This is a genomic window from Pseudomonas sp. 43mfcvi1.1 (assembly GCF_900115935.1).
Lineage (GTDB): Bacteria > Pseudomonadota > Gammaproteobacteria > Pseudomonadales > Pseudomonadaceae > Aquipseudomonas > Aquipseudomonas bijieensis.
This window is the reverse complement of record NZ_UETT01000001.1, coordinates 212,818-234,767: the sequence shown is the minus strand read 5'-3', so window position 1 is coordinate 234,767 and position 21,950 is coordinate 212,818. Positions and strand designations below refer to the sequence as shown.

The window sequence follows — 21,950 nt, the reverse complement described above, 5'->3', positions numbered from 1 at the left end:
GACCATCTTGCGACCCTGCACAAGCCCTTGGACCTTGCAGGACGCCCCACGAACCGGGAAGCTAGGGCATCGACCTCATCACACGGAGTAACCGGCCTTGGATTGGCACACCCTGCTGACTCGCGAACGCCTCGGAAAACCGCTGCACAGTCCGCAAGAGCTGGGCCGCAGTCCCTTCCACAAGGACCACGACCGCATCATCTTTTCCGGCGCCTTCCGCCGTCTCGGACGCAAGACACAAGTGCATCCGGTCTCCAGCAACGACCACATCCACACACGCCTGACCCACTCCCTGGAAGTCAGTTGCGTCGGGCGTTCCCTGGGCATGCGCGTGGGAGAAACCATTCGCAGTGCCCTGCCTGACTGGTGTGAGCCCAGCGACCTGGGCATGGTCGTGCAATCGGCCTGCCTGGCCCACGACATCGGCAACCCACCGTTCGGTCATTCCGGCGAGGACGCTATTCGTTATTGGTTCCAGCAGGCCGCCGGCCGTGGTTGGCTTGATGCCATGAGCGAAGCCGAGCGCAACGACTTCCTCAACTTCGAAGGCAACGCCCAGGGATTCCGCGTCCTCACGCAGCTTGAATACCATCAGTTCGACGGCGGGACCCGGCTGACCTACGCCACCCTCGGCACCTATTTGAAATACCCCTGGACCGCCCGCCACGCCGACTCGCTGGGCTACAAGAAACACAAGTTCGGTTGCTACCAGAGCGAACTGCCGCTGTTGGAGCAGATTGCCCACAAGCTCGGCCTGCCACAGATCGAGGATCAACGCTGGGCGCGGCATCCCCTGGTGTACCTGATGGAAGCCGCCGATGACATCTGCTACGCGCTGATCGACCTGGAAGACGGCGTGGAGATGGATCTTCTGGAATACCCGCAGGTGGAGTCGCTGCTCCTGGACCTGGTGGGCGACGATCTTCCGGACACCTACCGGCAGCTTGGGCCACTGGATTCGCGGCGGCGCAAACTGGCGATCCTGCGGGGCAAGGCCATCGAACACCTGACCAACGCCGCCGCCCGGGCTTTTGTCGAACAGCAGGAAGCGCTGCTTGCCGGCACGCTGCCAGGGGATCTGGTGGAGCATATGCATGGCCCGGCAAAACGCTGCGTGTTGAATGCCAAGGACATGGCGCGGCGGAAAATTTTTCAGGACAAGCGCAAGACCCTGCATGAAATCGGCGCCTACACCACGCTGGAAATCCTGCTCAACGGATTCTGCGGAGCCGCCCTCGAACAGCACGGTGGCCGCACGCCTTCGTTCAAGAACCGTCGCATTCTCGACCTGCTGGGGAATAACGCGCCGGATCCCAACGGCCCCTTGCATGGCGCTTTCCTACGCATGATCGATTTCATCGCCGGGATGACCGACAGCTACGCCAGCGAAATGGCTCAGGAGATGACAGGCCGCACGCGCCAATAATAGGTGGGAGCGGGCTTGTTCGCGAAAGCGGCGGGTCAAGCTGCGACGATGTTGAATGAGCCTGCGCCTTCCCGAGCGAGCCCGCTTCCACAATGGCTTCATCGTACAAGTTCCACGGCATGAAACTTTCCACGCAATATTGAACAAATCCGTCACACTTGTTTGGATAAACATCCCGTCGAAAGAAATATCCTTTCACAAACGGCCAGTAACCCTCACCGTCTTATTTCAATCGCCTACTAAAAACCCGATTACATCGTAATATCTTGCCTCTTTTTTTGTAGGAAACTTCTGAAATTGAAGTTGCATGCCTGTCTCTTCGTACGGCCCGGGTGGTAAGTGGGCTAAGGTGCGCGCTTTATTCAAGTTCGCAGGGTAATTTATTCATGAACTCCGTTTTCATTGTCGACGATCATCCGGTCATCCGCCTCGCCGTTCGCATGCTTCTGGAGCATGAGGGCTATAAGGTCGTAGGAGAAACTGACAACGGCGTCGACGCGATGCAAATGGTGCGCGAATGCATGCCAGACCTGGTTATCCTGGACATCAGCATTCCCAAACTCGATGGACTGGAAATCCTTTCGCGCTTCAACGCCATGACGACTCCGCTCAAGACGCTGGTGCTCACGGCCCAGTCGCCGACGCTCTTCGGCATTCGATGCATGCAATCCGGTGCCTCTGGTTACGTTTGCAAACAAGAAGACCTCAGCGAACTTGTCAGCGCGATCAAAGCGGTATTGTCCGGCTATAACTATTTCCCCAGCCAGGCGCTGAATCCGGTGCGCCCGGATGATCCACGCAGTATCGAGCTGGACCTTTTCAAAAGTGTCAATGATCGGGAACTGATGGTGCTGCAACTTTTTGCACAGGGACGTACCAACAAGGAAATAGCCAAGGGAATGTTTCTCAGCAATAAGACCGTCAGTACTTATAAGAAACGGCTGATGCAGAAACTCAAGGTCAAGTCCCTGGTCGAGTTGATTGAAATGGCGAAGCGCAACGCGCTGGTGTGAGAAAAAAGGATGCTCAGACGCCTATCGGAATGCCTCTTGCTGATCAGCGCAGCGTTATATACGGGAGTACTCGCGGCGGCACCGGATACGCCCGAGCGATACACGCTGCTGGGTCGTTCCTCCATGACCCATACCGAGATCAAGCTCGATGATGTTCAGCGCGCCTGGCTACAGGATCGACAGAACCTGGTCCTGGGAACTTCCGCCCCGGATTACCCGCCCTTCGACCTCTCCACCAGTGGACGCGACTACGAGGGCCTGACCGCCGATTATGCCGATATCATCGCCAAGGCCACCGGCCTGCCCATCAGCGTCCTGCGCTTTGGTTCCCGCGAGGCGGCCATGGCCGCACTCATGGAGGGGCAAATCGATATGCTTGGCACCGCCAACGGTTTCGAAGCCCGCAACCCCGACATCGTGCTGTCGACGCCGTACGCCGTGGACCAACCTGTTCTCGTCACCCGAACGAATGAAAGCCGATCCCTGACCGACGATCTCGAGGGGTTGCGGCTGAGCATGGTCTATCACTACCTGCCGCTACAGGAAATTGAAAAACTCTACCCCAAGGCACTCATCACCACCTACCCTTCCTACCAGAACGCCATCAACGCCGTCGCCTTCGGCCAGGCCGATATATTTCTCGGCGATACCCTTTCCACCCATTACATGATCAACAATGGATACTTGGGCAATATCCGCATGGCCAGCTTCGGCAAGCATGAATCCCACGGGTTCGGGTTCGCCGTACGACGCAGCGATACCCGCTTGCTGGACGTCATCAACGCTACGTTGAACCAGGTCCCCATTGCCGAGCAGGCAGCCATCTCCAAGCGCTGGAGCGCAGGTAGCGACCTGTACCTCACGGACCACAGGATACAACTGACCGAACGCGAGCAACGCTGGCTGGCGAAGCATCCGGTGGTCCGGGTGGCGGTGAACGAAACGTCCGCGCCCTTCACCTTCTTCGATTCGGACGGCGACTTTCGCGGCATCAGTGCCGATCTGCTGGAACTGATCCGGCTGCGCACCGGCCTGCGCCTGGACATCCAGCGCCGCCAGAACGACAGCGAAATGATTGCTGCGGTCCTGAACGATCAAGCCGACATGATCGCTGCACTGTTGCCCAGCAATGAACGACAACTCCAACTGAAATTCAGTCGCCCCTACATCACCAGTTCATTCGTCCTGCTGACCCGCAAACAGTCCGATACGCCCACGACACTCGATCAGTTCGGCCACGCAAGCCTGGCAATCGCCAAAGGCAACCCGGTCATTGAATGGTTACGCAACCAGTACCCGAGCATCCAAATCATCGAAACGGACGGCCCCTTGCGCGCCGTGGAAATGCTCGCCCATGGCCAGGTCGACGGCAGCGTGAACTCACAAGTGATGGCCAACTATTTCATCGCCTCCCACGTGTTGCGGGACCGGTTGCAAATCAGCAGCACGGTGGGCACCCAACAGGCCATGTTCGCGCTGGCCACGGCGAAAAACGCCACCGAGTTGAATGCCATTCTCGACAAGGCCCTGACCAGCATCGACCCCGACGAACTGGGCGTCATCAACAACCGTTGGCGCGGTTATGTCTCACCCTCGGAACACACCTGGCGCACCTACAACCGTCTGTTCTTCCAGATCGTCGCGGGCGTCGGCCTGTTGCTGCTGCTTTCCCTGGCGTGGAACGCCTACATGCAGCGCCAGATCAGGCAACGCCAGCGGGCGGAACTGGCCCTCAATGATCAACTCGAGTTCATGCATTCGCTGCTCAACGGCACCCCTCATCCCATCTACGTAAGGGATCGCAACGGCATCCTGCAAAGTTGCAACGACAGTTACCTGCAAGCGTTCGCCGCAAAACGCGAAGACGTCATTGGCAAGAGCCTGATGCCGGGCTCCATGAGCAACGCCTTCGAAGCGCAGGAGTACCAGGCGGACTACCAGCGCGTCATGGCCGAAGGCACCGCCCTGATCGTGGATCGTCCCCTGCACATCGGGGACAGGAAACTGACGATCTATCACTGGATCCTGCCCTACCGAAACTCCGCCGGCGAAGTGCAAGGCATCATCGGCGGCTGGATCGACATCAGTGAACGGCGCCAGCTGTTCGAGGAACTGCGCGCGTCCAAGCAACAGGCCGATGACGCCAACCGCGCCAAAAGCACGTTCCTGGCGACCATGAGCCATGAAATCCGCACCCCCATGAACGCGGTGATCGGCATGCTCGAACTGGCCCTCAAACACGCCGACAAGGGCCACGTCGACCGCTCGACCATCGAAGTCGCGTACGAGTCGGCCTCCGGCATGCTCGAGCTGATAGGCGATATCCTGGACATCGCGCGTATCGAATCAGGCCATCTGAGCCTGGCCCCCGAACGAGTCAACCTCAGGGCCCTGCTGCAATCGGTGATACGGGTATTCGAGGGCGTGGCCCGGCAGAAAAACCTGGCGTTGACGCTGCAATTCGACACTGCCGAGGGCAACCCTGACGTATTGATCGACCCGTTGCGATTCAAGCAGGTGCTGTCGAACCTGATCAGCAATGCCCTCAAATTCACCGAGCAGGGCCAGGTTCTGATCAAGGTCCGGCTGTCTCCAACCGACCGGGACGACGTGCTGCAAATGCACCTGGAGGTCAACGACAGCGGCATCGGCATCAGCCCGGCGGACCTGCAACGTTTGTTCGAGCCTTTTGCCCAGGTCGACAATAGCGGCCGGATGGCCCGTACGGGTGCGGGACTGGGGCTGGTGATCAGTCGCAACCTGTGCCGGATGATGGGCGGCAGCCTGCACATGAACAGCCAGCCCGGCACCGGAACCCAGGTCCGGATCTGCCTGCACCTGAACATCCTGGCGCCGACAAACGCTTGCGCTGCGCTTGAGCCGGCCATCGAAACGGCCGAAGCCGCCTTGAATGTGCTGGTCGTGGACGATCATCCGGCCAACCGCCTGCTGATGTCGCAGCAACTGGAGTATCTGGGTCACCACTACCAGGTCGCCTACGATGGTGCGCATGGGCTCAAGGTTTGGCAGGATGGGCATTTCGATCTGGTCATCGCCGATTGCAACATGCCCATCATGAGCGGCTACGATCTGGCCCGGTCGATTCGTCGCAACGAGTCCGAGCAGCAACGGCCGCCCTGCACCGTCCTGGGCTTCACGGCCAATGCCCAACCGGAGGAAAAACAACGCTGCCAGGACGCTGGAATGGACGATTGCCTGTTCAAGCCGATCAGCCTGAGCGCCTTGAGCCAATGGATCAAGGCGGTCAAACCCGCCGGCCACCCCGCGATTTTCAGCGTACAAAGCCTACAGGCATTGACTGGCGGCGACCCTTCGTCCAACCGGCGCCTGTTGGCCGAACTGCTCAGTAGCAGCCGCTCGGACCGCCAGGAGTTGCTGGGCGTCGCCCACGGCACAAACCGGCAAGCATTGACTGAAACGGCACACAAGATAAAAGGCGTCGCCCGCATCGTCCAGGCGACCTCGCTGATCCAGCGGTGCGAGGCTTTGGAACAGGCTTGTCAGCAGGCACAGGCGCCTGAGCGAATCAGCGCTTGCGCCGACGCCCTCGACCGCGCCATGAGCGAACTGGAGCGGGCCCTGGAAACGGAGATCGCCAAGGCAAAATAATCCAGCGTTTACTATGCTGTTCGCTCAGCAGTGCGTACATGGGGGGGTTCTCGATCGGTTTCCCTTGCACGCGCAAACACCCATCGAGAACGCCCCCCGACACTTGGAGTGACTGCAATGCCCAGCGCACCGCGTCCGAAAAAACGCCGGTTCCCCCTGCACGTCCACATCAGCGTGATGTTTACCCTGCTTTTGCTGCTGACCGGGGTGGTGCTGGGTATTTTCAATTACCGGCAAACCACGCAAATCATCCTCTCCAGCAGTGAAAAACTGTTCAACCGCATTGAACAGGATGTGCGCCTGGATTTGTACGACACCTACGAACCGATCCGCCATCTGCTGAGCCTGCTGGCCGACTACCCGGCGACGCGCACGCCGCAGATGGCGCAACGCCTGGCCCTGCTCGTGCCTTTCAGTCAGGCGCTGCGGGATAATCCGAACCTGGCGTCGTTGTACCTGGGCGATCGTCACGGCAACTTCCTGATGGTTCGGCCGTTGCGCACCGCGGCCCTCAAAACCGCCCTGCAGGCACCGGCCGAGGCGGCCTACCAGGTCTGGACCGTGGAACGGGCAACCGAGCAGGCGCCGATACTCGCCCAATCGCTGTTTTACGATGAAACCCTGACGCTCATCGGACGCCGGGACATTACCGGTGAAACCTACGATCCACGCAACCGCGGCTGGTTTCGCAGCGCCGTCGGCAGCACTGAGCAGATCACCACCGAGCCCTACGTTTTTTTCTCCATCCATAACGTCGGCACCACCCTCGCCCGGCGCAGCGGCGAACAGGCTGTCATTGGCGCCGACCTGACCCTGGCGGCCTTGTCCCAAACCCTGGCCAAGCACAAGGTGACCAGCGGCACCGAAATCGTCTTGCTCGACCCCAAGGGCAACGCAGTGGGTTATCCCGACAGCGGCCGGCTGCTCGTCGATGCCCAGTCGGCACGCCTGATCAAGGCTCGCGACCTCAGCCCCGCGATCGCCGCTGCGCTCGATGACAACACCGATGCGACGCGCCTGGAGGCGGCCGGACGCCAGTGGATCGTTTCTCGCAGCCATATGCAGGAAGGCGGGCCCCACGGCCTGGAACTGGCATTGCTGGTCCCTGAGGATGAGCTGCTGGCCAATGCCTATCGCATGCGCTGGCAAGGCGCGCTCATCACCCTCGCCACCTTGCTGCTGTGCCTGCCGCTGGGCTGGCTGACGTCCAGAATCCTGGTCAAGCCCTTGCGCGAACTGGTGCAGGAGGCCGATGCCATTCGCAGCTTTGATTTCAACTATCCGGTGTCGCGTCGTTCCCCGGTGCTGGAGGTCGATCAATTGAGCGTATCGATGGCGCGCATGAAAGAGACCTTGGCAAGTTTCTTTGAAATCACCGCCAGCCTGCGCGCCGAAACCCGCTTCGTCCCATTGCTGGAGCGGGTGTTATTTGAAACCGTGAAAATCGGCCAGGCCCAGGCCGGTCTGATCTACCTGCGCGAGAACGACGACAATCGGGTCAAGCCACATGGGCTGGTGATCGACGGCGCACCTCGGGATCTCGATGACTTCAAACTGCGCGGTCATGAGTTGCAAGCGGGCGACAGCCCTCAATGGCTCCAGCAACTGGCCGTCTCGGAAAATTTCGTGACATCCCTGGGCTTCGAGCAGGCGGGCGACTTGCAGGGCGTCCTGCGGGAACTGGACTCGCCGCGGGTCCACCTGATCGGTATCCGTCTGCGCAATCGGCACCAGGAAACCGTCGGCGTACTGGTATTGCTGATCACCGACAGTGGCACCGAAGCCGACCTGGAAAAACTGCAGCCCGACCGCATCGCCTTCCTGCAGGCCGTATCCGGTGCCGCCACCGTGAGCATCGAGAGCCAGCGCCTGCAAGCCAGGCAAAAGCAATTGCTGGACGCATTCATCCAATTGCTGGCCGGCGCGATCGATGCCAAGAGTCCCTATACCGGCGGCCATTGCCAGCGGGTGCCGGTGCTGACCCTGATGCTCGCCCAGGCCGCCGCCGCCAGCCAGGCACCGGCATTCGACACCTATCAGCCAACGGAAGATGAATGGGAAGCTCTGCACATCGCCGCCTGGCTGCACGATTGCGGCAAGGTCACTACCCCCGAATACGTCGTCGACAAAGCCACCAAGCTGGAAACCCTGAACGACCGGATCCACGAGATACGCACCCGTTTCGAAGTGCTCAAGCGCGATGCCTGGGTCGATTACTGGCAGGCCGTGGCAAGCGGCGGCGAGGCCTCATCCCTGGCGCAACGGCGCGACGCGACATTGGCGGCCCTGGATGACGACTTTGCCTTCGTCGCCCATTGCAACCAAGGCAGCGAAGCCATGGCCGAGGCCGACCTGCAACGCTTGCAACAGATTGCCCAACGCCCCTGGACGCGGACCCTCGACGATCGCCTGGGAGTTTCCTGGGAAGAGAACCGTCGCCAGGCCCGCACGCCCAAGCCGACACTACCAGTCACTGAGCGGCTGTTGGCGGACAAGCCCGAGCACCTGTTCGAGCGCCACGCGAGCGAACTGATCCCGGCGGACAATCCGTGGGGCTTCCAGCTCGATGTACCGGCCTGGAAATACAACCGCGGCGAACTCTACAACCTGAGCATCACCCGAGGCACGCTGACCCGCGAGGAGCGCTACGTCATCAACCATCACATGGTGCAGACGATCCTGATGCTCAGCCAGTTGCCCTTCCCCAGCCACCTGGAAAACGTGGCGGAGATAGCCGGCGGTCATCACGAGAAGATGGATGGCAGCGGTTATCCCAAGCGCCTCAAACGCGAAGAGATGAGCCTGCCGGCACGCATGATGGCCATTGCCGATATTTTCGAAGCGCTGACGGCGGCCGACCGCCCCTACAAGAAAGCGAAGAAACTGAGCGAAGCCCTGGGCATCATGGCCACCATGTGCCGTGACGCCCATATCGATCCCGAACTGTTCGGGCTCTTCATCGATGAAAAGGTCTACCTGAGCTACGCCAATCAGTTCCTCGACCCGCACCAGATCGATGAAGTCGACCCCGATGCCCTGCTGGTCAAGGCCGGGCTGAAGGCATGATCAGCAATCCGTCAGGCGCAGGAATATCGCAGCCAACGCTTCAATGCCAGCCTGGTCATGTTCGGTAAAGCGCGCCAGTTTCGGGCTGTCCAGGTCCAGCACGCCAATCAGGCGCCCGTCCTTGACCAACGGCACCACCAGCTCGCTGTTCGACGCACTGTCGCAGGCGATGTGCCCGGCGAAGGCATGGACATCTTCGACGCGCTGAGTCTGCCGGGTCGCTGCCGCCGTGCCACACACGCCGCGGCCAAAGGGAATCCGCACGCAGGCGATCTGGCCCTGGAACGGCCCCAGGACCAGCTCTTCGTTGCGATTGAGGTAGAAACCGGCCCAGTTCAGGTCGTCCAGCTGACTGGACAGGAAAGCCGAGAACTGCGCCGCGTTGGCGATGAAGTCACGCTCATCGGCCAGCAAGGATTCCAGCTGTGCCGATAACAATGCGTAGCCGTCCAGGCCAACTCCGGTGCCCTTCAAATCGATCATGCCTTGTGCTCCAACAATTTCAGGCCTACCCAATAACGGGCAAACTGGTAGGCGCAACGTCCGTTGCGGTTGCCGCGACCGGTTGCCCAACGCACCGCCAGCACATCCAGCGCTTCGTCGCGCTGCCAGGCCAGCCCGGCCTTGGTCGCCAGTTCGCCGATCCAGTGCTCCACCACGTTGAGGAAATGCTCCTGGGTAAAGGGATAAAACGACAGCCACAAGCCAAAGCGGTCGGACAAGGCGATCTTGTCCTCCACCGCTTCGCTGGGGTGAAGTTCGCCGTCGACCCGTTTCCAGTTCTCGTTGTCGCTTTCCTTTTCCGGCACCAGGTGCCGACGGTTGGAGGTGGCATACAACAGCACGTTGTCCGGTGCCTGCTCCAGGGATCCATCCAACACGCTCTTGAGCACCCGGTAATCGCCCTCACCGGATTCGAACGACAGGTCATCACAGAACAATACGAAACGCTGTGGCAGTTTCGCAACCTGCTCGACCACCCGGGGCAGATCGGCCAGGTGATCGCGTTCGATCTCGATCAACCGCAGGCCTTGCTGGGCATGTTCGGCCAACAGGGCACGCACCAGGGAAGACTTGCCGGTGCCACGCGAGCCCCAGAGCAAGGCATGGTTGGCGGGCATGCCATCGAGGAACTGCCGCGTGTTGCGGCCCAGTTGTTCGACCTGGCGGTCCACGCCGATCAGGTCCGACAGGCGCATGTCGAGGCTGACCTGCAGCGGCAGCAGATAGCCGCTACGTCCATCACGCTGCCAGCGGGCGGCCAGGGTCTGGGTCCAATCGATGGCGGGCCGGGGCGCCGGCAGCAAAGGCTCGATCCGGGCCAGCACGGCATCGGCACGCTCAAGAAAAGCATTCAATCGCGAGTCCACGTCTTTTCCTCGGACAGGTTCACAGTAATGATGGCGCTCGGGCTACGAAACGCCGTAGCCAATGGCGGGTCTACTTCACACAATACACACCGGCTGCACCGGTATTCAGAGATGATCAGCTATGCTTGACCGGCGAAGGGAAACGTAAGTGGTTCATCACTCAATGGACATCAGATTCACCCAACGGCTTTCCTATAAGCAGGCCCGCCTGACCGTCCTGGTGGGCTTCGTGTTGGGCACCTTGCTCAGCCTGATGCAGATCGGCATCGATTATGCCAGTGAAGACGCGTCGATCAACCGTGAAATCCTCTCGCTGCTGGAAATCAGCCACAACCCGGCTTCGCGCATCGCCTACAACATCGACGCCGAGCTCGCCCAGGAACTGTCCATGGGCCTGTTGCGCTCACCGGCCATCATCGGGGCCGAGTTGATCGACAATAACAATACGGTGCTGGCCAGCGTCAAGCGGCCTGAGCTGCAAAGCAGCTATCGGTTCATCAGTGACTTCCTGTTCGGCGCCCAGCGGCAGTTCGAGGACCGGCTCTACCTGGACCACCTGCCCGGAGAATCCCTGGGCATGCTGCGACTGGACGTCGACACCTATGCGTTCGGCAGTCGTTTCCTGCGCCGTGCCGAGGTCACCTTGCTCAATGGCTTCGCCCGCAGCCTGATCCTGACCGGCCTGTTGCTGGCGCTGTTCTACGTGATGCTGACCAAGCCCCTGGTGCGGGTCATCCGCGAACTGAGCAGCCGCGACCCGAGCAGCAGCGAACAGAACCGCCTGGAATGCCCTTCCGGCCACCAGTCCGATGAGATCGGCGTGCTGGTGTCCGTCGCCAACCAGCAGTTCGAAAATATCTCCACCGAAATCCAGCAACGACGCACGGCCGAAAATCGCCTCACTGAATACCTGGCGCAACTGGAAAACATCGTCTCGGCCCGCACCGCCGAACTCAAGGCCATCAATGCCCGCCTCAGCCAGTCCAACGAGGAGCTGGAGGTGGCCCGGCGCACCGCCCTGGACATGGCCGAAGCCCGCTCCGTGTTCCTCGCTAACATGAGCCACGAGATCCGCACACCGCTCAACGGCCTGCTGGGAATGATCGCCCTGTCCCTGGACGGCCCCCTGACGGCCGAACAACAGCAGCAGCTATCGATTGCCCATGACTCGGGCAAGGTATTGGTCGAACTGCTCAACGACATCCTCGACCTGTCGAAATTCGACGCCGGCCAACTGGAGCTCGAACGCATTCCGTTCGACCTCGGCTCCCTGGTGGAGGACACCGCCAACCTGCTTTCCCAGAACGCGGCCCCCAGTGTCGAACTGGCCTGCCTGATCGACCCGCAGTTCCCGGCGCAGGTATTGGGCGACCCGACCCGGGTGCGCCAGATCGTCAGCAACCTGTTGTCCAACGCACTGAAATTCACGCGCTTCGGCCGGGTCGACGTGAAGTTGAGCCATTACGAAGGCGGCGTGCGAATCGAGGTCTGCGACACGGGCATCGGCATCCCCCAGGAAGCCCAGGCAAGAATCCTGCAGCCGTTCACCCAGGCTGGCGCCGGGATTACCCGCCAATTCGGTGGCACCGGGCTGGGCCTGGCACTGACCTACAACCTCTGCGAAGCCATGCAGGGCCGGTTGACGATCAGTTCCGAAGCCGGCTTTGGCAGTCAGTTCTGTGCCGACCTGCCCCTGCCTTGCCATCTCCCTGCGCCGCCGGTCGAGCCGTTGCACGGCAACGTCGTCGCCATCACCGCCAGCAGCAGCGGGCTGGCCGAGTTGCTGGGCATGCTGTTGCCGGGATGGGGACTGGATTATGTACAACGCTCCATCGACGACGGGTTGCTGGGGCTCACGCCCGACGTGCTGATTACCGACTGCCCGGAATGCCTGTTCAACCTGCGGCCCACCTTTGACGCACCGATCCTGCTGGTGACCGCCTATGGCAGTTTCATGCCCGGCGAAGAAGCCGCCGCCCTCGCGCCGCTGATCCAACAGGCCCGGCCACTGGCGCGCCATGCGCTGTACCAGATTCTGCGGCGTGCCATGCAGAGCGAGGCGACCATCATCAATGACGCACAGATCGAAGCCCTGGCGCCGTCCTTGCGTGGACGGGTGCTGCTGGTGGAAGACAACCCGGTCAATCAACTGGTGGCCAAGGGGATGCTGGTGAAACTGGGCTGCGAAGTCACCGTCGCGGCCCACGGCGCCGAAGCCCTGGCTCAACTGGAACAGCGGGTTTTCGACCTGGTGTTGATGGACTGCAACATGCCGGTGATGGATGGCTACGAAGCCAGCCGGCAGATCCGCCGCAGCGGGCGCTGGTCGGACCTGCCGATTGTTGCCCTGACAGCCAATGCGATGCCCGAGGAACGCGAGCGCTGCCGCGCGGCCGGCATGAACGACTACCTGTCCAAGCCGTTCCGCCGCGAAGAGCTGGCGGCGGTGCTGGACCAGTGGGTGCCCACTACGTCAGCGCTTTGATCTGGCCCAGCAGGTGATCCAGACCATCTCGCAACGTCCCCAGGCGGTCCAGGTCGATACCGCTGTCGCACAACAACCGGGCCTTGAGCGGGCCAACCTGTTCACGCAGGGCTCGCCCGGCAGTCGACAGGCTCAAGTGCACCTCCCGCTCGTCCAGGGCCGAACGCTGGCGCTGGACCAGATCCAGCTGTTCCAGGCGCTTGAGCAGCGGCGTCAGCGTGCCGGAATCCAACAGCAAACGCTCCCCCAGGGCCTTGACCGTTGGTTGTTGCGGGGCGGCGTCCTGCCATTCCCACAACACCAGCATCGCCAGGTATTGCGGATAGGTCAGGCCGAGTTGATCGAGCATGGGTTTGTAGCCACGGATCACCGCGCGCGAAGCGGCGTACAGCTTGAAGCACAACTGGCTGTCGAGCTTCAGCGAATCGACTGACAGGTCATTCATTTGAGCAGCGCTTCGATCTCACCGGTCAAATCCTCGGGCTTGGTGGTCGGGGCAAAACGCTTGACCACCTGACCGTCCTTGCCGATCAGGAACTTGGTGAAATTCCACTTGATGCCTTTGGACCCCAGCACGCCGGGCGCCCGCTGTTTAAGCTGGACGAACAGAGGATGAGCGTTGGCACCGTTGACTTCTATTTTCTTGAACAGCGGAAAACTCACGCCGAAGTTCAGTTCGCAGAACTCGGTGATCGCCCCCTCGTTGCCTGGCTCCTGCTTGCCGAACTGATTGCAGGGAAAGCCCAACACCACCAGGCCCTGGTCCTTGTAGGTCTGCCACAACGCCTCGAGGCCCTTGTATTGCGGGGTGAATCCGCACTGGCTGGCGGTGTTGACGACAAGCACAGCCTTGCCGGCGAAATCGGCGAGGGTCTTTTGCTCACCCTTGATGGTGGTACAGGGGATGCTCAGCAGGTTGTCGCTCATGGCAAGGCTCCGAAAATGTATGGGATAGGCGGCGAAGATAGCGAACGATTCAATTGTGTGCAATTTAATTGTCCGAAACCACGACTTCAGCCCTCCGGGCTTTTGTGGCGAGGGAGCTTGCTCCCGCTCGGCGGCGCAGCCGTCGTAAAACCGGCCGACGCGGTCTGCCAGGAGAACTATGCCAGGCCGTTTTGGGGCGGCTGTGCCGCCCAGCGGGAGCAAGCTCCCTCGCCACAGGAGGATTGTGGTGAACAGTCCCTACCGAGGCACGAGATCCAGGCACACCGAGTTGATGCAGTACCGCAGCCCCGTCGGCGGCGGACCGTCGGGGAAGACGTGGCCCAAGTGGGCATCACATTTGGCACAGACCACCTCGGTACGGATCATGCCGTGGCTGACGTCCCGCACCTCGACCACCGCGCTGCCTTCGATCGGCGCGTAGAAACTCGGCCAGCCGCAGCCAGAGTCAAATTTGGTCCGCGAATCGAACAACGGTTCGTTGCAGCAGATGCAGTGGTACACACCGTCGGTCTTGGTGGCGTTGTACTTACCGGAGAACGGTCGTTCGGTGCCCTTCAACCGACAGACGTTGTACTGCTCCGGGTCGAGCATGGCGCGCCATTCTTCAAGGGTTTTCTGCAACTTTTCCATCGTCCTACCTCGGCAATTGAAAAAGCCCGATCCGATGCTTTTCCGCAGATCGGGCGGCACGTATGATTGCGCCTCGTCAGACGCCAGTCTGGCAGTCACGTCATGCGCATTCAAACGGATTGTGGCGCCTATTACCGCGTCAGGCCTGGGCACAGACGCAGGATCCCCAGTACGGTAGTTCATACGCCGCCTGGATCGTTCATTTTCGGGAACACATCGCCATGCAGGTCAGCAAATCGAACAAGCTCGCCAACGTCTGCTACGACATTCGCGGCCCGGTGCTCAAGCACGCCAAACGCCTGGAAGAGGAAGGCCATCGCATCCTCAAGCTGAACATCGGCAACCCGGCGCCCTTTGGTTTCGAAGCGCCCGATGAAATTCTCCAGGACGTCATCCGCAACCTGCCGACGGCCCAGGGCTACAGCGACTCCAAGGGCCTGTTCAGTGCCCGTAAGGCCGTGATGCAGTACTACCAGCAGAAGCAGGTCGAAGGGATCGGCATCGAGGACATCTACCTGGGCAACGGCGTGTCCGAGCTGATCGTGATGTCCATGCAGGCGCTGCTCAACAACGGCGACGAAGTGCTGGTGCCGGCGCCGGACTATCCGCTGTGGACCGCTGCCGTGAGCCTGTCCGGTGGCAACCCGGTGCATTACCTGTGCGACGAACAGGCCAACTGGTTCCCCGACCTGGCGGACATCAAGGCCAAGATCACGCCCAATACCAAGGCACTGGTGATCATCAACCCGAACAACCCGACCGGTGCCGTATATTCCAGGGAAGTGCTGCTGGGCATGCTGGAACTGGCCCGCCAGCACAACCTGGTGGTGTTCTCCGACGAGATCTACGACAAGATCCTCTACGACGATGCCGTGCATGTCTGCACCGCGTCCCTGGCGCCGGACCTGCTGTGCCTGACTTTCAACGGCCTGTCCAAATCCTATCGGGTCGCCGGTTTCCGCTCCGGCTGGATCGCTATCTCCGGGCCCAAGCACCACGCCCAGAGCTACATCGAAGGCATCGACATGCTGGCCAACATGCGCCTGTGCGCCAACGTGCCGAGCCAGCATGCGATCCAGACGGCGCTGGGTGGCTACCAGAGCATCAACGACCTGGTCCTGCCCCAGGGCCGGCTGCTGGAACAGCGCAATCGCACATGGGAATTGCTCAACGATATTCCTGGCGTCAGTTGCGTCAAGCCGATGGGCGCGCTGTATGCCTTCCCACGGATCGACCCGAAGGTCTGCCCGATCCACAACGATGAAAAATTCGTCCTCGACCTGCTGCTGTCCGAAAAGCTGCTGGTGGTCCAGGGAACGGCGTTCAACTGGCCGTGGCCGGACCACTTCCGCGTCGTGACCCTGCCGCGGGTCGATGACCTCGACCAGGCCATTGGCCGGATCGGCAACTTCCTCAAGTCCTACCGTCAATAAGCCAGGCAGCGTGCGGGGAGTCCTCGCCTCGCACGCTGTTTGATTCAGCAACATATCCGTTCTGCCGACTCCGCCAGGCCTTCTACACTAGGGACTGGAGAGCCAACGGGCACCCCGGCTCAACGTTCACGGGGTGCAGGCGCCGTATTTCTTTTCCCCAGTCACTTTCAGAAAAGTCTTTCAAACATTTAGGACAGCTGTAGGACACAGTTTGAAATAGTCGGTGAGTTGAATAGCCTGCGGCAGCACCTTATATACCCCGCATAACGCTACATCTTTAGCACGAGGAGATTTCCACAACCATGATGCGCATCCTGCTGTTCTTGGCCACTAACCTGGCGGTCGTGCTGATTGCCAGCATCACCCTGAGCCTCTTCGGCTTCAACGGGTTCATGGCGGCCAACGGGGTTGACCTCAACCTCAATCAGCTGCTGATTTTCTGTGCGGTGTTCGGTTTCGCCGGTTCCCTGTTCTCGCTGTTCATCTCCAAGTGGATGGCGAAGATGAGCACCAGCACCCAGATCATCAGCCAGCCGCGCACTCGCCACGAGCAATGGCTGCTGCAAACCGTCGAGCAGTTGTCCCGCGAAGCCGGTATCAAGATGCCGGAAGTCGGTATCTTCCCGGCCTACGAGGCCAACGCCTTCGCCACCGGCTGGAACAAGAACGACGCCCTGGTCGCCGTCAGCCAGGGTTTGCTCGAGCGGTTCTCGCCCGATGAAGTCAAGGCCGTGCTGGCCCACGAGATCGGCCACGTCGCCAACGGCGACATGGTGACTCTGGCGCTGATCCAGGGCGTGGTGAACACCTTCGTGATGTTCTTCGCCCGCATCATCGGCAACTTCGTCGACAAGGTGATCTTCAAGAACGAAGAGGGCCAAGGCATCGCCTACTACGTGGCGACCATCTTCGCCGAGTTGGTACTGGGCATCCTCGCCAGCGCCATCGTCATGTGGTTCTCGCGCAAGCGCGAGTTCCGCGCCGACGACGCCGGTGCACGCCTGGCTGGTACCAGCGCCATGATCGGCGCCCTGCAACGCCTGCGCGCCGAGCAAGGCTTGCCGGTGCACATGCCCGACACCCTGAATGCCTTTGGCATCAACGGTGGCATCAAGCAGGGCCTGGCGCGCATGTTCATGAGCCACCCGCCGCTGGAAGAGCGTATCGACGCACTGCGTCGTCGCGGCTGACTGAAGCCTCAAGAGAAAGCCCGCAGCGATGCGGGCTTTTTTTGTCTGCTGGTTTAGGCACGCCAGCACAAACACTCACTTCAACGACTGGAAATCCGATACACCCGCTCATCCAGCCGCTTCACTCCAGCCTGCAAGAACTTCCAGCTTTCCCCCAGCACATCCTGTTCCTGCAAGACCTCCAGCCGCCAGACATTTCCCAGCAGCCGCAGCACCTCATCATGTCCTACGGAGAAAGGTGGGCCAGGCATTTCATCCTGGTTGTAATCCAGGGTAATCAGCAATCCCACGCACGCGGGCATGATTTTCTGCAAATGAACCGCATACCGCTCTCGCATCGCCACCGGCAAGGCAATCAACGCAGCACGGTCGTACAACGCCGCGCAATCGGCCACATCTTCGACACTCATGGCAAAGAAATCACCACAGCGGATTTCGACACCCTCGGCACGGAAGACCTTGAACGCGCCCTCTTCACTCACGCTCGGCTCAAGCTCATGCTCAAGAAAAAAATCAGTGGCGGCTTTTTCCGACAATTCCACGCCCAACACCGAATACCCCTGATGGGCAAGCCACAGCAGATCCAGGCTTTTTCCGCACAACGGCACCAGCACCCGACTGCCCTGCGCCAGGCCCAGTTGCGGCCAGAAATGTTGCAGGTAGGGGTTCACTTCCGGCAGGTGAAAACCAATCTGGTTCGATGACCAGCGCTTGTGCCAAAACTCGGGCTCCATGATTCACTCCAAAAAACTCGATCAAAACGGGCTAAAACTTATATTAGATTTAGATCATTGACCTGACGGAAGATGATCACATCTTAACGCTCAGGAGCCCCTTCATGCTGCCCAGCCTGTTTATCTCCCATGGCTCACCCATGCTCGCTCTGGAACCCGGCGACAGCGGTCCGGCATTGGCTCGCCTGGCCGCTCAATTGCCCAAGCCCAAGGCCATCGTCATCGTATCCGCCCACTGGGAAAGCAATGAACTGTTGGTCAGTGCCAATCCGCAGCCGCGCACCTGGCACGACTTCGGCGGCTTTCCACCGGCGCTGTATGAGGTGCAGTACCCCGCGCCTGGTGATCCTCAACTGGCGACGCAAGTGGCAGACATGCTCAATGCCGCGCACCTGCCGGCACGCCTCGACCCTCAACGGCCCTCCGACCATGGCGTCTGGGTGCCATTGTCGTTGATGTACCCGGAGGCCGACATTCCGGTGGTGCAGGTTTCCCTGCCCAGCCGCCAAGGGCCGGCATTGCAGACACAGGTCGGCCAAGCCCTGGCGAGCCTGCGCCAGCAAGACATCCTGTTGATCGGCTCCGGCAGCATCACCCATAACCTGCGCGACCTGGACTGGAACGCTGGCCCCGACAGTATCGAGCCTTGGGCCAAGGCCTTTCGTGATTGGATAGTCGAGAAGTTGGCGACCGACGATGAGACCGCGCTGCACGACTACCGGCGCCAAGCACCGAACGCCGTGCGCAGCCACCCCAGCGACGAGCATTTGTTGCCGCTGTATTTCGCCCGGGGTGCGGGTGGGGAGTTCAGCGTTGCCCATCAAGGCTTCACGATGGGGACGTTGGGGATGGATATCTATCGGTTTGACTGACAGATAGACCGGGTCGCTCCAATCGCGAGCAGGCTCGCTCCCACAGGGGTTTTGTGAACGCCGAAAATCCAATGTGGGAGCGAGCCTGCTCGCGATTGGCGTCCACGCCACTCCCCTGAAGGCACGCCAAACAACAGACAAAAAAATCCCCGAACCAGTCGGGGATTTTTCATGTTCGATCAATCAGCCCAAGAGCCGATCAATCTTCGCGATAGCGGCGCAGCTTGAGCTGCTTGCCGGCCACGCGGGTGTCTTTCAGCTTGGTCAGCAACTTCTCCAGACCATCTTCCGGCAGCTCGACCAGGCTGAAGCTGTCACGCACCTGGATGCGGCCGATGGCTTCGCGGGCCAGGCCGCCTTCGTTGAGGATGGCACCCAGCAGGTTCTTGGCCGCGATGCCGTCACGGGCACCCAGCGCGGTACGGCAGCGAGCACGACCTTCGGCCAGCGGGATCGGGGCACGACGCTCGCGATCACCACGGTCCGGACGATCACCGGTGCGCTCAGGACGATCGCCACGCGGGGCGCTGTTCGGCACCAGGGGACGTTCCTTCTCGATTGCAGCCAGGTTCAGCGCTTGGCCGTTGGTGGCCTTGCGCAGCAGTGCGGCGGCCAGTGCGCGCGGGGTGCAACCGATGTCGGCGGTCAGGCGATCGAGCAGATCACCGTGGGTCGATTCGGCGTCAGCCACCAGTGGCGACAGGCTGTTGGTCAGTTTCTTGATGCGGGCATCGAGAACAGCCTGAGCGTCCGGCAGGCGAACTTCAGCGACTTTCTGACCGGTCACACGCTCGATCACTTGCAGCATGCGGCGCTCGCGCGGGGTAACCAGCAGCAGCGCGCGGCCTTCGCGACCGGCACGGCCGGTACGGCCGATACGGTGAACGTAGGATTCCGGGTCGTACGGCATGTCCACGTTGAACACGTGGGTGATGCGCGGAACGTCCAGGCCACGGGCCGCGACGTCGGTCGCGACCACGATGTCCAGGCGGCCATCCTTGAGGGAGTCGATCACGCGCTCACGCTGGTTCTGGGCAATGTCACCGTTCAGCGCAGCGGCTTTGTAGCCTTTGGCTTCCAGGGCGCTGGCCAGGTCCAGGGTCGCTTGCTTGGTGCGCACGAACATGATCAGGGCGTCGAAGTCTTCCACTTCCAGCAAGCTGAGAACGGCGGAAGTCTTCTGGTCAGCGTGAACCAGCAGGTGAGCCTGCTCGATCGCGGTAACGGTCTGGGTCTTGGTCTGGATCTTCACGTGCTGCGGATCGCGCAGGTGGCGCTCGGCAATGGCACGGATCGATTGCGGCAGGGTGGCCGAGAACAATACGGTCTGGCGGGTAGCCGGCAGGGCCTTGAAGATGACTTCCAGGTCGTCCATGAAACCCAGCTTGAGCATTTCGTCGGCTTCGTCCAGAACCAGGTGGTTCACGGTGGCCAGGACTTTTTCGTCACGACGCAGGTGATCGCACAGACGACCCGGAGTGGCGACAACGATCTGCGCACCATTACGGATGGCTTTCAGTTGTGGGCCCATCGGCGCGCCGCCGTAGACGGCCACAACGGTAACGCCAGGCATCTGCTTGGAATAGGTTTCGAAAGCGGTTGCTACTTGCAGCGCCAACTCACGAGTTGGCGCCAGGATCAGGGCTTGCGGTTCGCGCTTTGCAGGATCGATGCGATGCAGGATCGGCAGGGCGAACGCAGCGGTTTTACCCGTACCGGTTTGCGCCTGGCCAATCATGTCGTGGCCGGCCATGATGATCGGGATCGATTGCTGCTGAATAGCCGAAGGTTCTTCGTAGCCGGTCGCAGTGACGGCGGCAAGAATGTTCGGGTTGAGATTAAAAGCGGCGAAGCCGCCGGTTTCCTGGGTCATGGGTCTGCCTCTAAGTGCATCCGCAAAGACCCATGCTCCAAAGCTGCGCGTGCCGTGTTGAGACTCAAGAGTCGCCCTGGCTGCTTTGTCGGCGGGGATTTGCGAAAACGAATGAATGGAAAAAGAACGTCGTGGAAGCATCCGTTGTGCGGACATGCAACCGAAGCTGACTTCGGGGAATTGCGCTACCTTGACGCGGCCCGGCTAAAGGCCGGCGCGCACTATACCGGAATTCGCCCGAAAAGGGAGCTTTTTTTATCGCCAGACCCCGTTATGGGGCTCTCTGCCACGGGCCCTGGGATTAACGGTACAACCGTTTGTTTTGCGAAGGCTCGGCGTTGCGGGGGTGGGGTGCTAAAACGGTTCATCTTTCCCCTGTGGGAGCAAAGCTCGCTCGCGATGAACACAACTCAGCACTCTCGGGAATTGCAGTGCCTGTATCGCGAGCAAGCTTTGCTCCCACAGGGTTTATCACACCTGGCATGTATCACGTTGCCGGACGGATGGCCTTGATCAACGACTGCAACGAATAACCCAGCCTCGGCGCCAGCCCTTCGGCCCTGGCGACCAGTCCTTGCATGTCCAGCTCCTGGTCCAGGTCCGCCGGCACGATCAGGATCACATTGCCCTCCTTCACCGGCAGTTCCCAGTAATGCCGGTGGTACAAACCGCGCAACAGCGCCGCACCCAATGGCTTGCCGTCATCGGTGGCCCACTGGTTGATCACCAGCCAGCCGCCCGGGTTGAGGCGCTTCTGGCAGTTTTCCAGGAACCCCCAGGCCAGATGCCCGACGCCTGGGCCGACATCGGTATAGAGGTCGACGAAAATCAGATCCGCCGGCTCCGCCGTTTCAAGCAATTCCAAGGCATCGCCAACGCGGATGTACAGTCGCGGGTCGTCGTCCAACCCCAGGTATTCGATGGCCAGGCGCGGCACGTCGGGGCGCAGTTCGATGGCTTCGACATCTTCCAGCGGCAGGAACTTGAGGCAGGCCTGGGTCAGCGTACCGGCGCCCAACCCCAGGAACAGCGCGCTTTCCGGCTGCTCGTGACACAACGCACCGATGAGCATGGCGCGGGTGTAGTCGTATTCGAGCCAGCTCGGATCAGCCGTGAACACGCAGCTCTGCTCAATGGCATCGCCGAACTCAAGAAACCGGTAGTCGGCCACTTCGAAGACCCGGATCATGCCGAACTCGTCGTGCACTTCGGCGAGCAGATGCTCGACGCGCTCCTCTGTCATTTCATCTCCTGATGGTCGCCGGACGGACTGCGGCAAC

General features: G+C 60.8%; 16 protein-coding genes. 8 read left to right on the top strand and 8 right to left on the bottom strand.

The window, feature by feature from the left end; all coding sequences use genetic code 11:
• Window positions 1-97: 97 nt before the first annotated feature.
• From DTP52_RS01080 to DTP52_RS01060, 4 genes are all read left to right on the top strand, one after another.
• Entirely contained in the window at window positions 98-1,426 is a 1,329-nt protein-coding gene (locus DTP52_RS01080; protein ID WP_109751464.1) for a deoxyguanosinetriphosphate triphosphohydrolase, read from the top strand.
• A 386-nt stretch (window positions 1,427-1,812) separates the two neighbouring features.
• A complete protein-coding gene (locus tag DTP52_RS01070; RefSeq protein ID WP_014337291.1) occupies window positions 1,813-2,439 on the top strand; it encodes a response regulator transcription factor in 627 nt (208 codons plus the stop codon).
• A gap of 9 nt (window positions 2,440-2,448) precedes the next feature.
• On the top strand, window positions 2,449-6,069 hold the full coding sequence (locus tag DTP52_RS01065) for a transporter substrate-binding domain-containing protein (protein WP_109751462.1): 3,621 nt from the start codon (window positions 2,449-2,451) through the stop codon (window positions 6,067-6,069).
• 117 nt (window positions 6,070-6,186) lie between these two features.
• Entirely contained in the window at window positions 6,187-9,135 is a 2,949-nt protein-coding gene (locus DTP52_RS01060; protein WP_109751461.1) for an HD domain-containing phosphohydrolase, read from the top strand.
• Here DTP52_RS01060 and DTP52_RS01055 read toward each other — a convergent pair whose 3' ends face one another.
• Together DTP52_RS01055 and DTP52_RS01050 are read right to left on the bottom strand one after the other, a co-directional pair.
• The gene (locus DTP52_RS01055; RefSeq protein ID WP_109751460.1) at window positions 9,136-9,618 is read right to left on the bottom strand and encodes a GAF domain-containing protein; all 483 of its coding nucleotides are present in this window, start codon (window positions 9,616-9,618) and stop codon (window positions 9,136-9,138) included. It abuts the gene before it with no gap.
• Complete coding sequence (locus DTP52_RS01050) at window positions 9,615-10,505, bottom strand: ATP-binding protein (RefSeq protein ID WP_109751459.1); 891 nt, start codon at window positions 10,503-10,505, stop codon at window positions 9,615-9,617. Before DTP52_RS01050 ends, DTP52_RS01055 begins: the two co-directional genes overlap by 4 nt.
• A gap of 163 nt (window positions 10,506-10,668) precedes the next feature.
• Here DTP52_RS01050 and DTP52_RS01045 point away from each other — a divergent pair, with 163 nt between their 5' ends.
• Complete coding sequence (locus DTP52_RS01045) at window positions 10,669-12,990, top strand: response regulator (protein ID WP_109751458.1); 2,322 nt, start codon at window positions 10,669-10,671, stop codon at window positions 12,988-12,990.
• Here the strand turns inward: DTP52_RS01045 and DTP52_RS01040 are convergent.
• From DTP52_RS01040 to msrB, 3 genes are all read right to left on the bottom strand, one after another.
• Window positions 12,974-13,435, bottom strand: a complete 462-nt coding sequence (locus DTP52_RS01040) for a MarR family winged helix-turn-helix transcriptional regulator (RefSeq protein ID WP_109751457.1) — start codon at window positions 13,433-13,435, stop codon at window positions 12,974-12,976. The two genes, DTP52_RS01045 and DTP52_RS01040, sit on opposite strands and share 17 nt — an antisense overlap.
• Complete coding sequence (locus DTP52_RS01035) at window positions 13,432-13,917, bottom strand: glutathione peroxidase (protein ID WP_109751456.1); 486 nt, start codon at window positions 13,915-13,917, stop codon at window positions 13,432-13,434. Before DTP52_RS01035 ends, DTP52_RS01040 begins: the two co-directional genes overlap by 4 nt.
• Before the next feature lie 258 nt (window positions 13,918-14,175).
• The gene (gene msrB, locus DTP52_RS01030; RefSeq protein WP_109751455.1) at window positions 14,176-14,568 is read right to left on the bottom strand and encodes a peptide-methionine (R)-S-oxide reductase MsrB; all 393 of its coding nucleotides are present in this window, start codon (window positions 14,566-14,568) and stop codon (window positions 14,176-14,178) included.
• Between the two features lie 221 nt (window positions 14,569-14,789).
• On the opposite strand from msrB, the gene DTP52_RS01025 reads away from it, so the two are divergent.
• Together DTP52_RS01025 and htpX are read left to right on the top strand one after the other, a co-directional pair.
• Complete coding sequence (locus DTP52_RS01025) at window positions 14,790-16,001, top strand: pyridoxal phosphate-dependent aminotransferase (RefSeq protein WP_018603142.1); 1,212 nt, start codon at window positions 14,790-14,792, stop codon at window positions 15,999-16,001.
• Between the two features lie 302 nt (window positions 16,002-16,303).
• Entirely contained in the window at window positions 16,304-17,191 is an 888-nt protein-coding gene (gene htpX, locus DTP52_RS01020) for a protease HtpX (protein WP_003199411.1), read from the top strand.
• An 80-nt stretch (window positions 17,192-17,271) separates the two neighbouring features.
• Here htpX and DTP52_RS01015 read toward each other — a convergent pair whose 3' ends face one another.
• Window positions 17,272-17,925, bottom strand: a complete 654-nt coding sequence (locus DTP52_RS01015) for a thiopurine S-methyltransferase (RefSeq protein WP_109751454.1) — start codon at window positions 17,923-17,925, stop codon at window positions 17,272-17,274.
• A gap of 104 nt (window positions 17,926-18,029) precedes the next feature.
• On the opposite strand from DTP52_RS01015, the gene DTP52_RS01010 reads away from it, so the two are divergent.
• Window positions 18,030-18,797, top strand: coding sequence for a class III extradiol ring-cleavage dioxygenase (locus tag DTP52_RS01010; protein WP_109751453.1), 768 nt, complete (start codon window positions 18,030-18,032; stop codon window positions 18,795-18,797).
• Window positions 18,798-18,996: 199 nt separating this feature from the next.
• Here the strand turns inward: DTP52_RS01010 and DTP52_RS01000 are convergent, their stop codons facing one another.
• A complete protein-coding gene (locus tag DTP52_RS01000) occupies window positions 18,997-20,670 on the bottom strand; it encodes a DEAD/DEAH box helicase (RefSeq protein WP_109751451.1) in 1,674 nt (557 codons plus the stop codon).
• Window positions 20,671-21,157: 487 nt separating this feature from the next.
• The gene (locus DTP52_RS00990) at window positions 21,158-21,913 is read right to left on the bottom strand and encodes a spermidine synthase (protein WP_025212625.1); all 756 of its coding nucleotides are present in this window, start codon (window positions 21,911-21,913) and stop codon (window positions 21,158-21,160) included.
• Between the last annotated feature and the right edge of the window lie 37 nt (window positions 21,914-21,950).

Coding starts and splice junctions, on each gene's coding strand:
- DTP52_RS00990 (WP_025212625.1), bottom strand. CDS start 21,913: ATGACAGAGGAGCGCGTCGAGCATCTGCTCGCCGAAGTGCACGACGAG.
- DTP52_RS01025 (WP_018603142.1), top strand. CDS start 14,790: ATGCAGGTCAGCAAATCGAACAAGCTCGCCAACGTCTGCTACGACATT.
- DTP52_RS01045 (WP_109751458.1), top strand. CDS start 10,669: ATGGACATCAGATTCACCCAACGGCTTTCCTATAAGCAGGCCCGCCTG.
- msrB (WP_109751455.1), bottom strand. CDS start 14,568: ATGGAAAAGTTGCAGAAAACCCTTGAAGAATGGCGCGCCATGCTCGAC.
- htpX (WP_003199411.1), top strand. CDS start 16,304: ATGATGCGCATCCTGCTGTTCTTGGCCACTAACCTGGCGGTCGTGCTG.
- DTP52_RS01010 (WP_109751453.1), top strand. CDS start 18,030: ATGCTGCCCAGCCTGTTTATCTCCCATGGCTCACCCATGCTCGCTCTG.
- DTP52_RS01015 (WP_109751454.1), bottom strand. CDS start 17,925: ATGGAGCCCGAGTTTTGGCACAAGCGCTGGTCATCGAACCAGATTGGT.
- DTP52_RS01055 (WP_109751460.1), bottom strand. CDS start 9,618: ATGATCGATTTGAAGGGCACCGGAGTTGGCCTGGACGGCTACGCATTG.
- DTP52_RS01065 (WP_109751462.1), top strand. CDS start 2,449: ATGCTCAGACGCCTATCGGAATGCCTCTTGCTGATCAGCGCAGCGTTA.
- DTP52_RS01035 (WP_109751456.1), bottom strand. CDS start 13,917: ATGAGCGACAACCTGCTGAGCATCCCCTGTACCACCATCAAGGGTGAG.
- DTP52_RS01040 (WP_109751457.1), bottom strand. CDS start 13,435: ATGAATGACCTGTCAGTCGATTCGCTGAAGCTCGACAGCCAGTTGTGC.
- DTP52_RS01060 (WP_109751461.1), top strand. CDS start 6,187: ATGCCCAGCGCACCGCGTCCGAAAAAACGCCGGTTCCCCCTGCACGTC.
- DTP52_RS01070 (WP_014337291.1), top strand. CDS start 1,813: ATGAACTCCGTTTTCATTGTCGACGATCATCCGGTCATCCGCCTCGCC.
- DTP52_RS01000 (WP_109751451.1), bottom strand. CDS start 20,670: ATGACCCAGGAAACCGGCGGCTTCGCCGCTTTTAATCTCAACCCGAAC.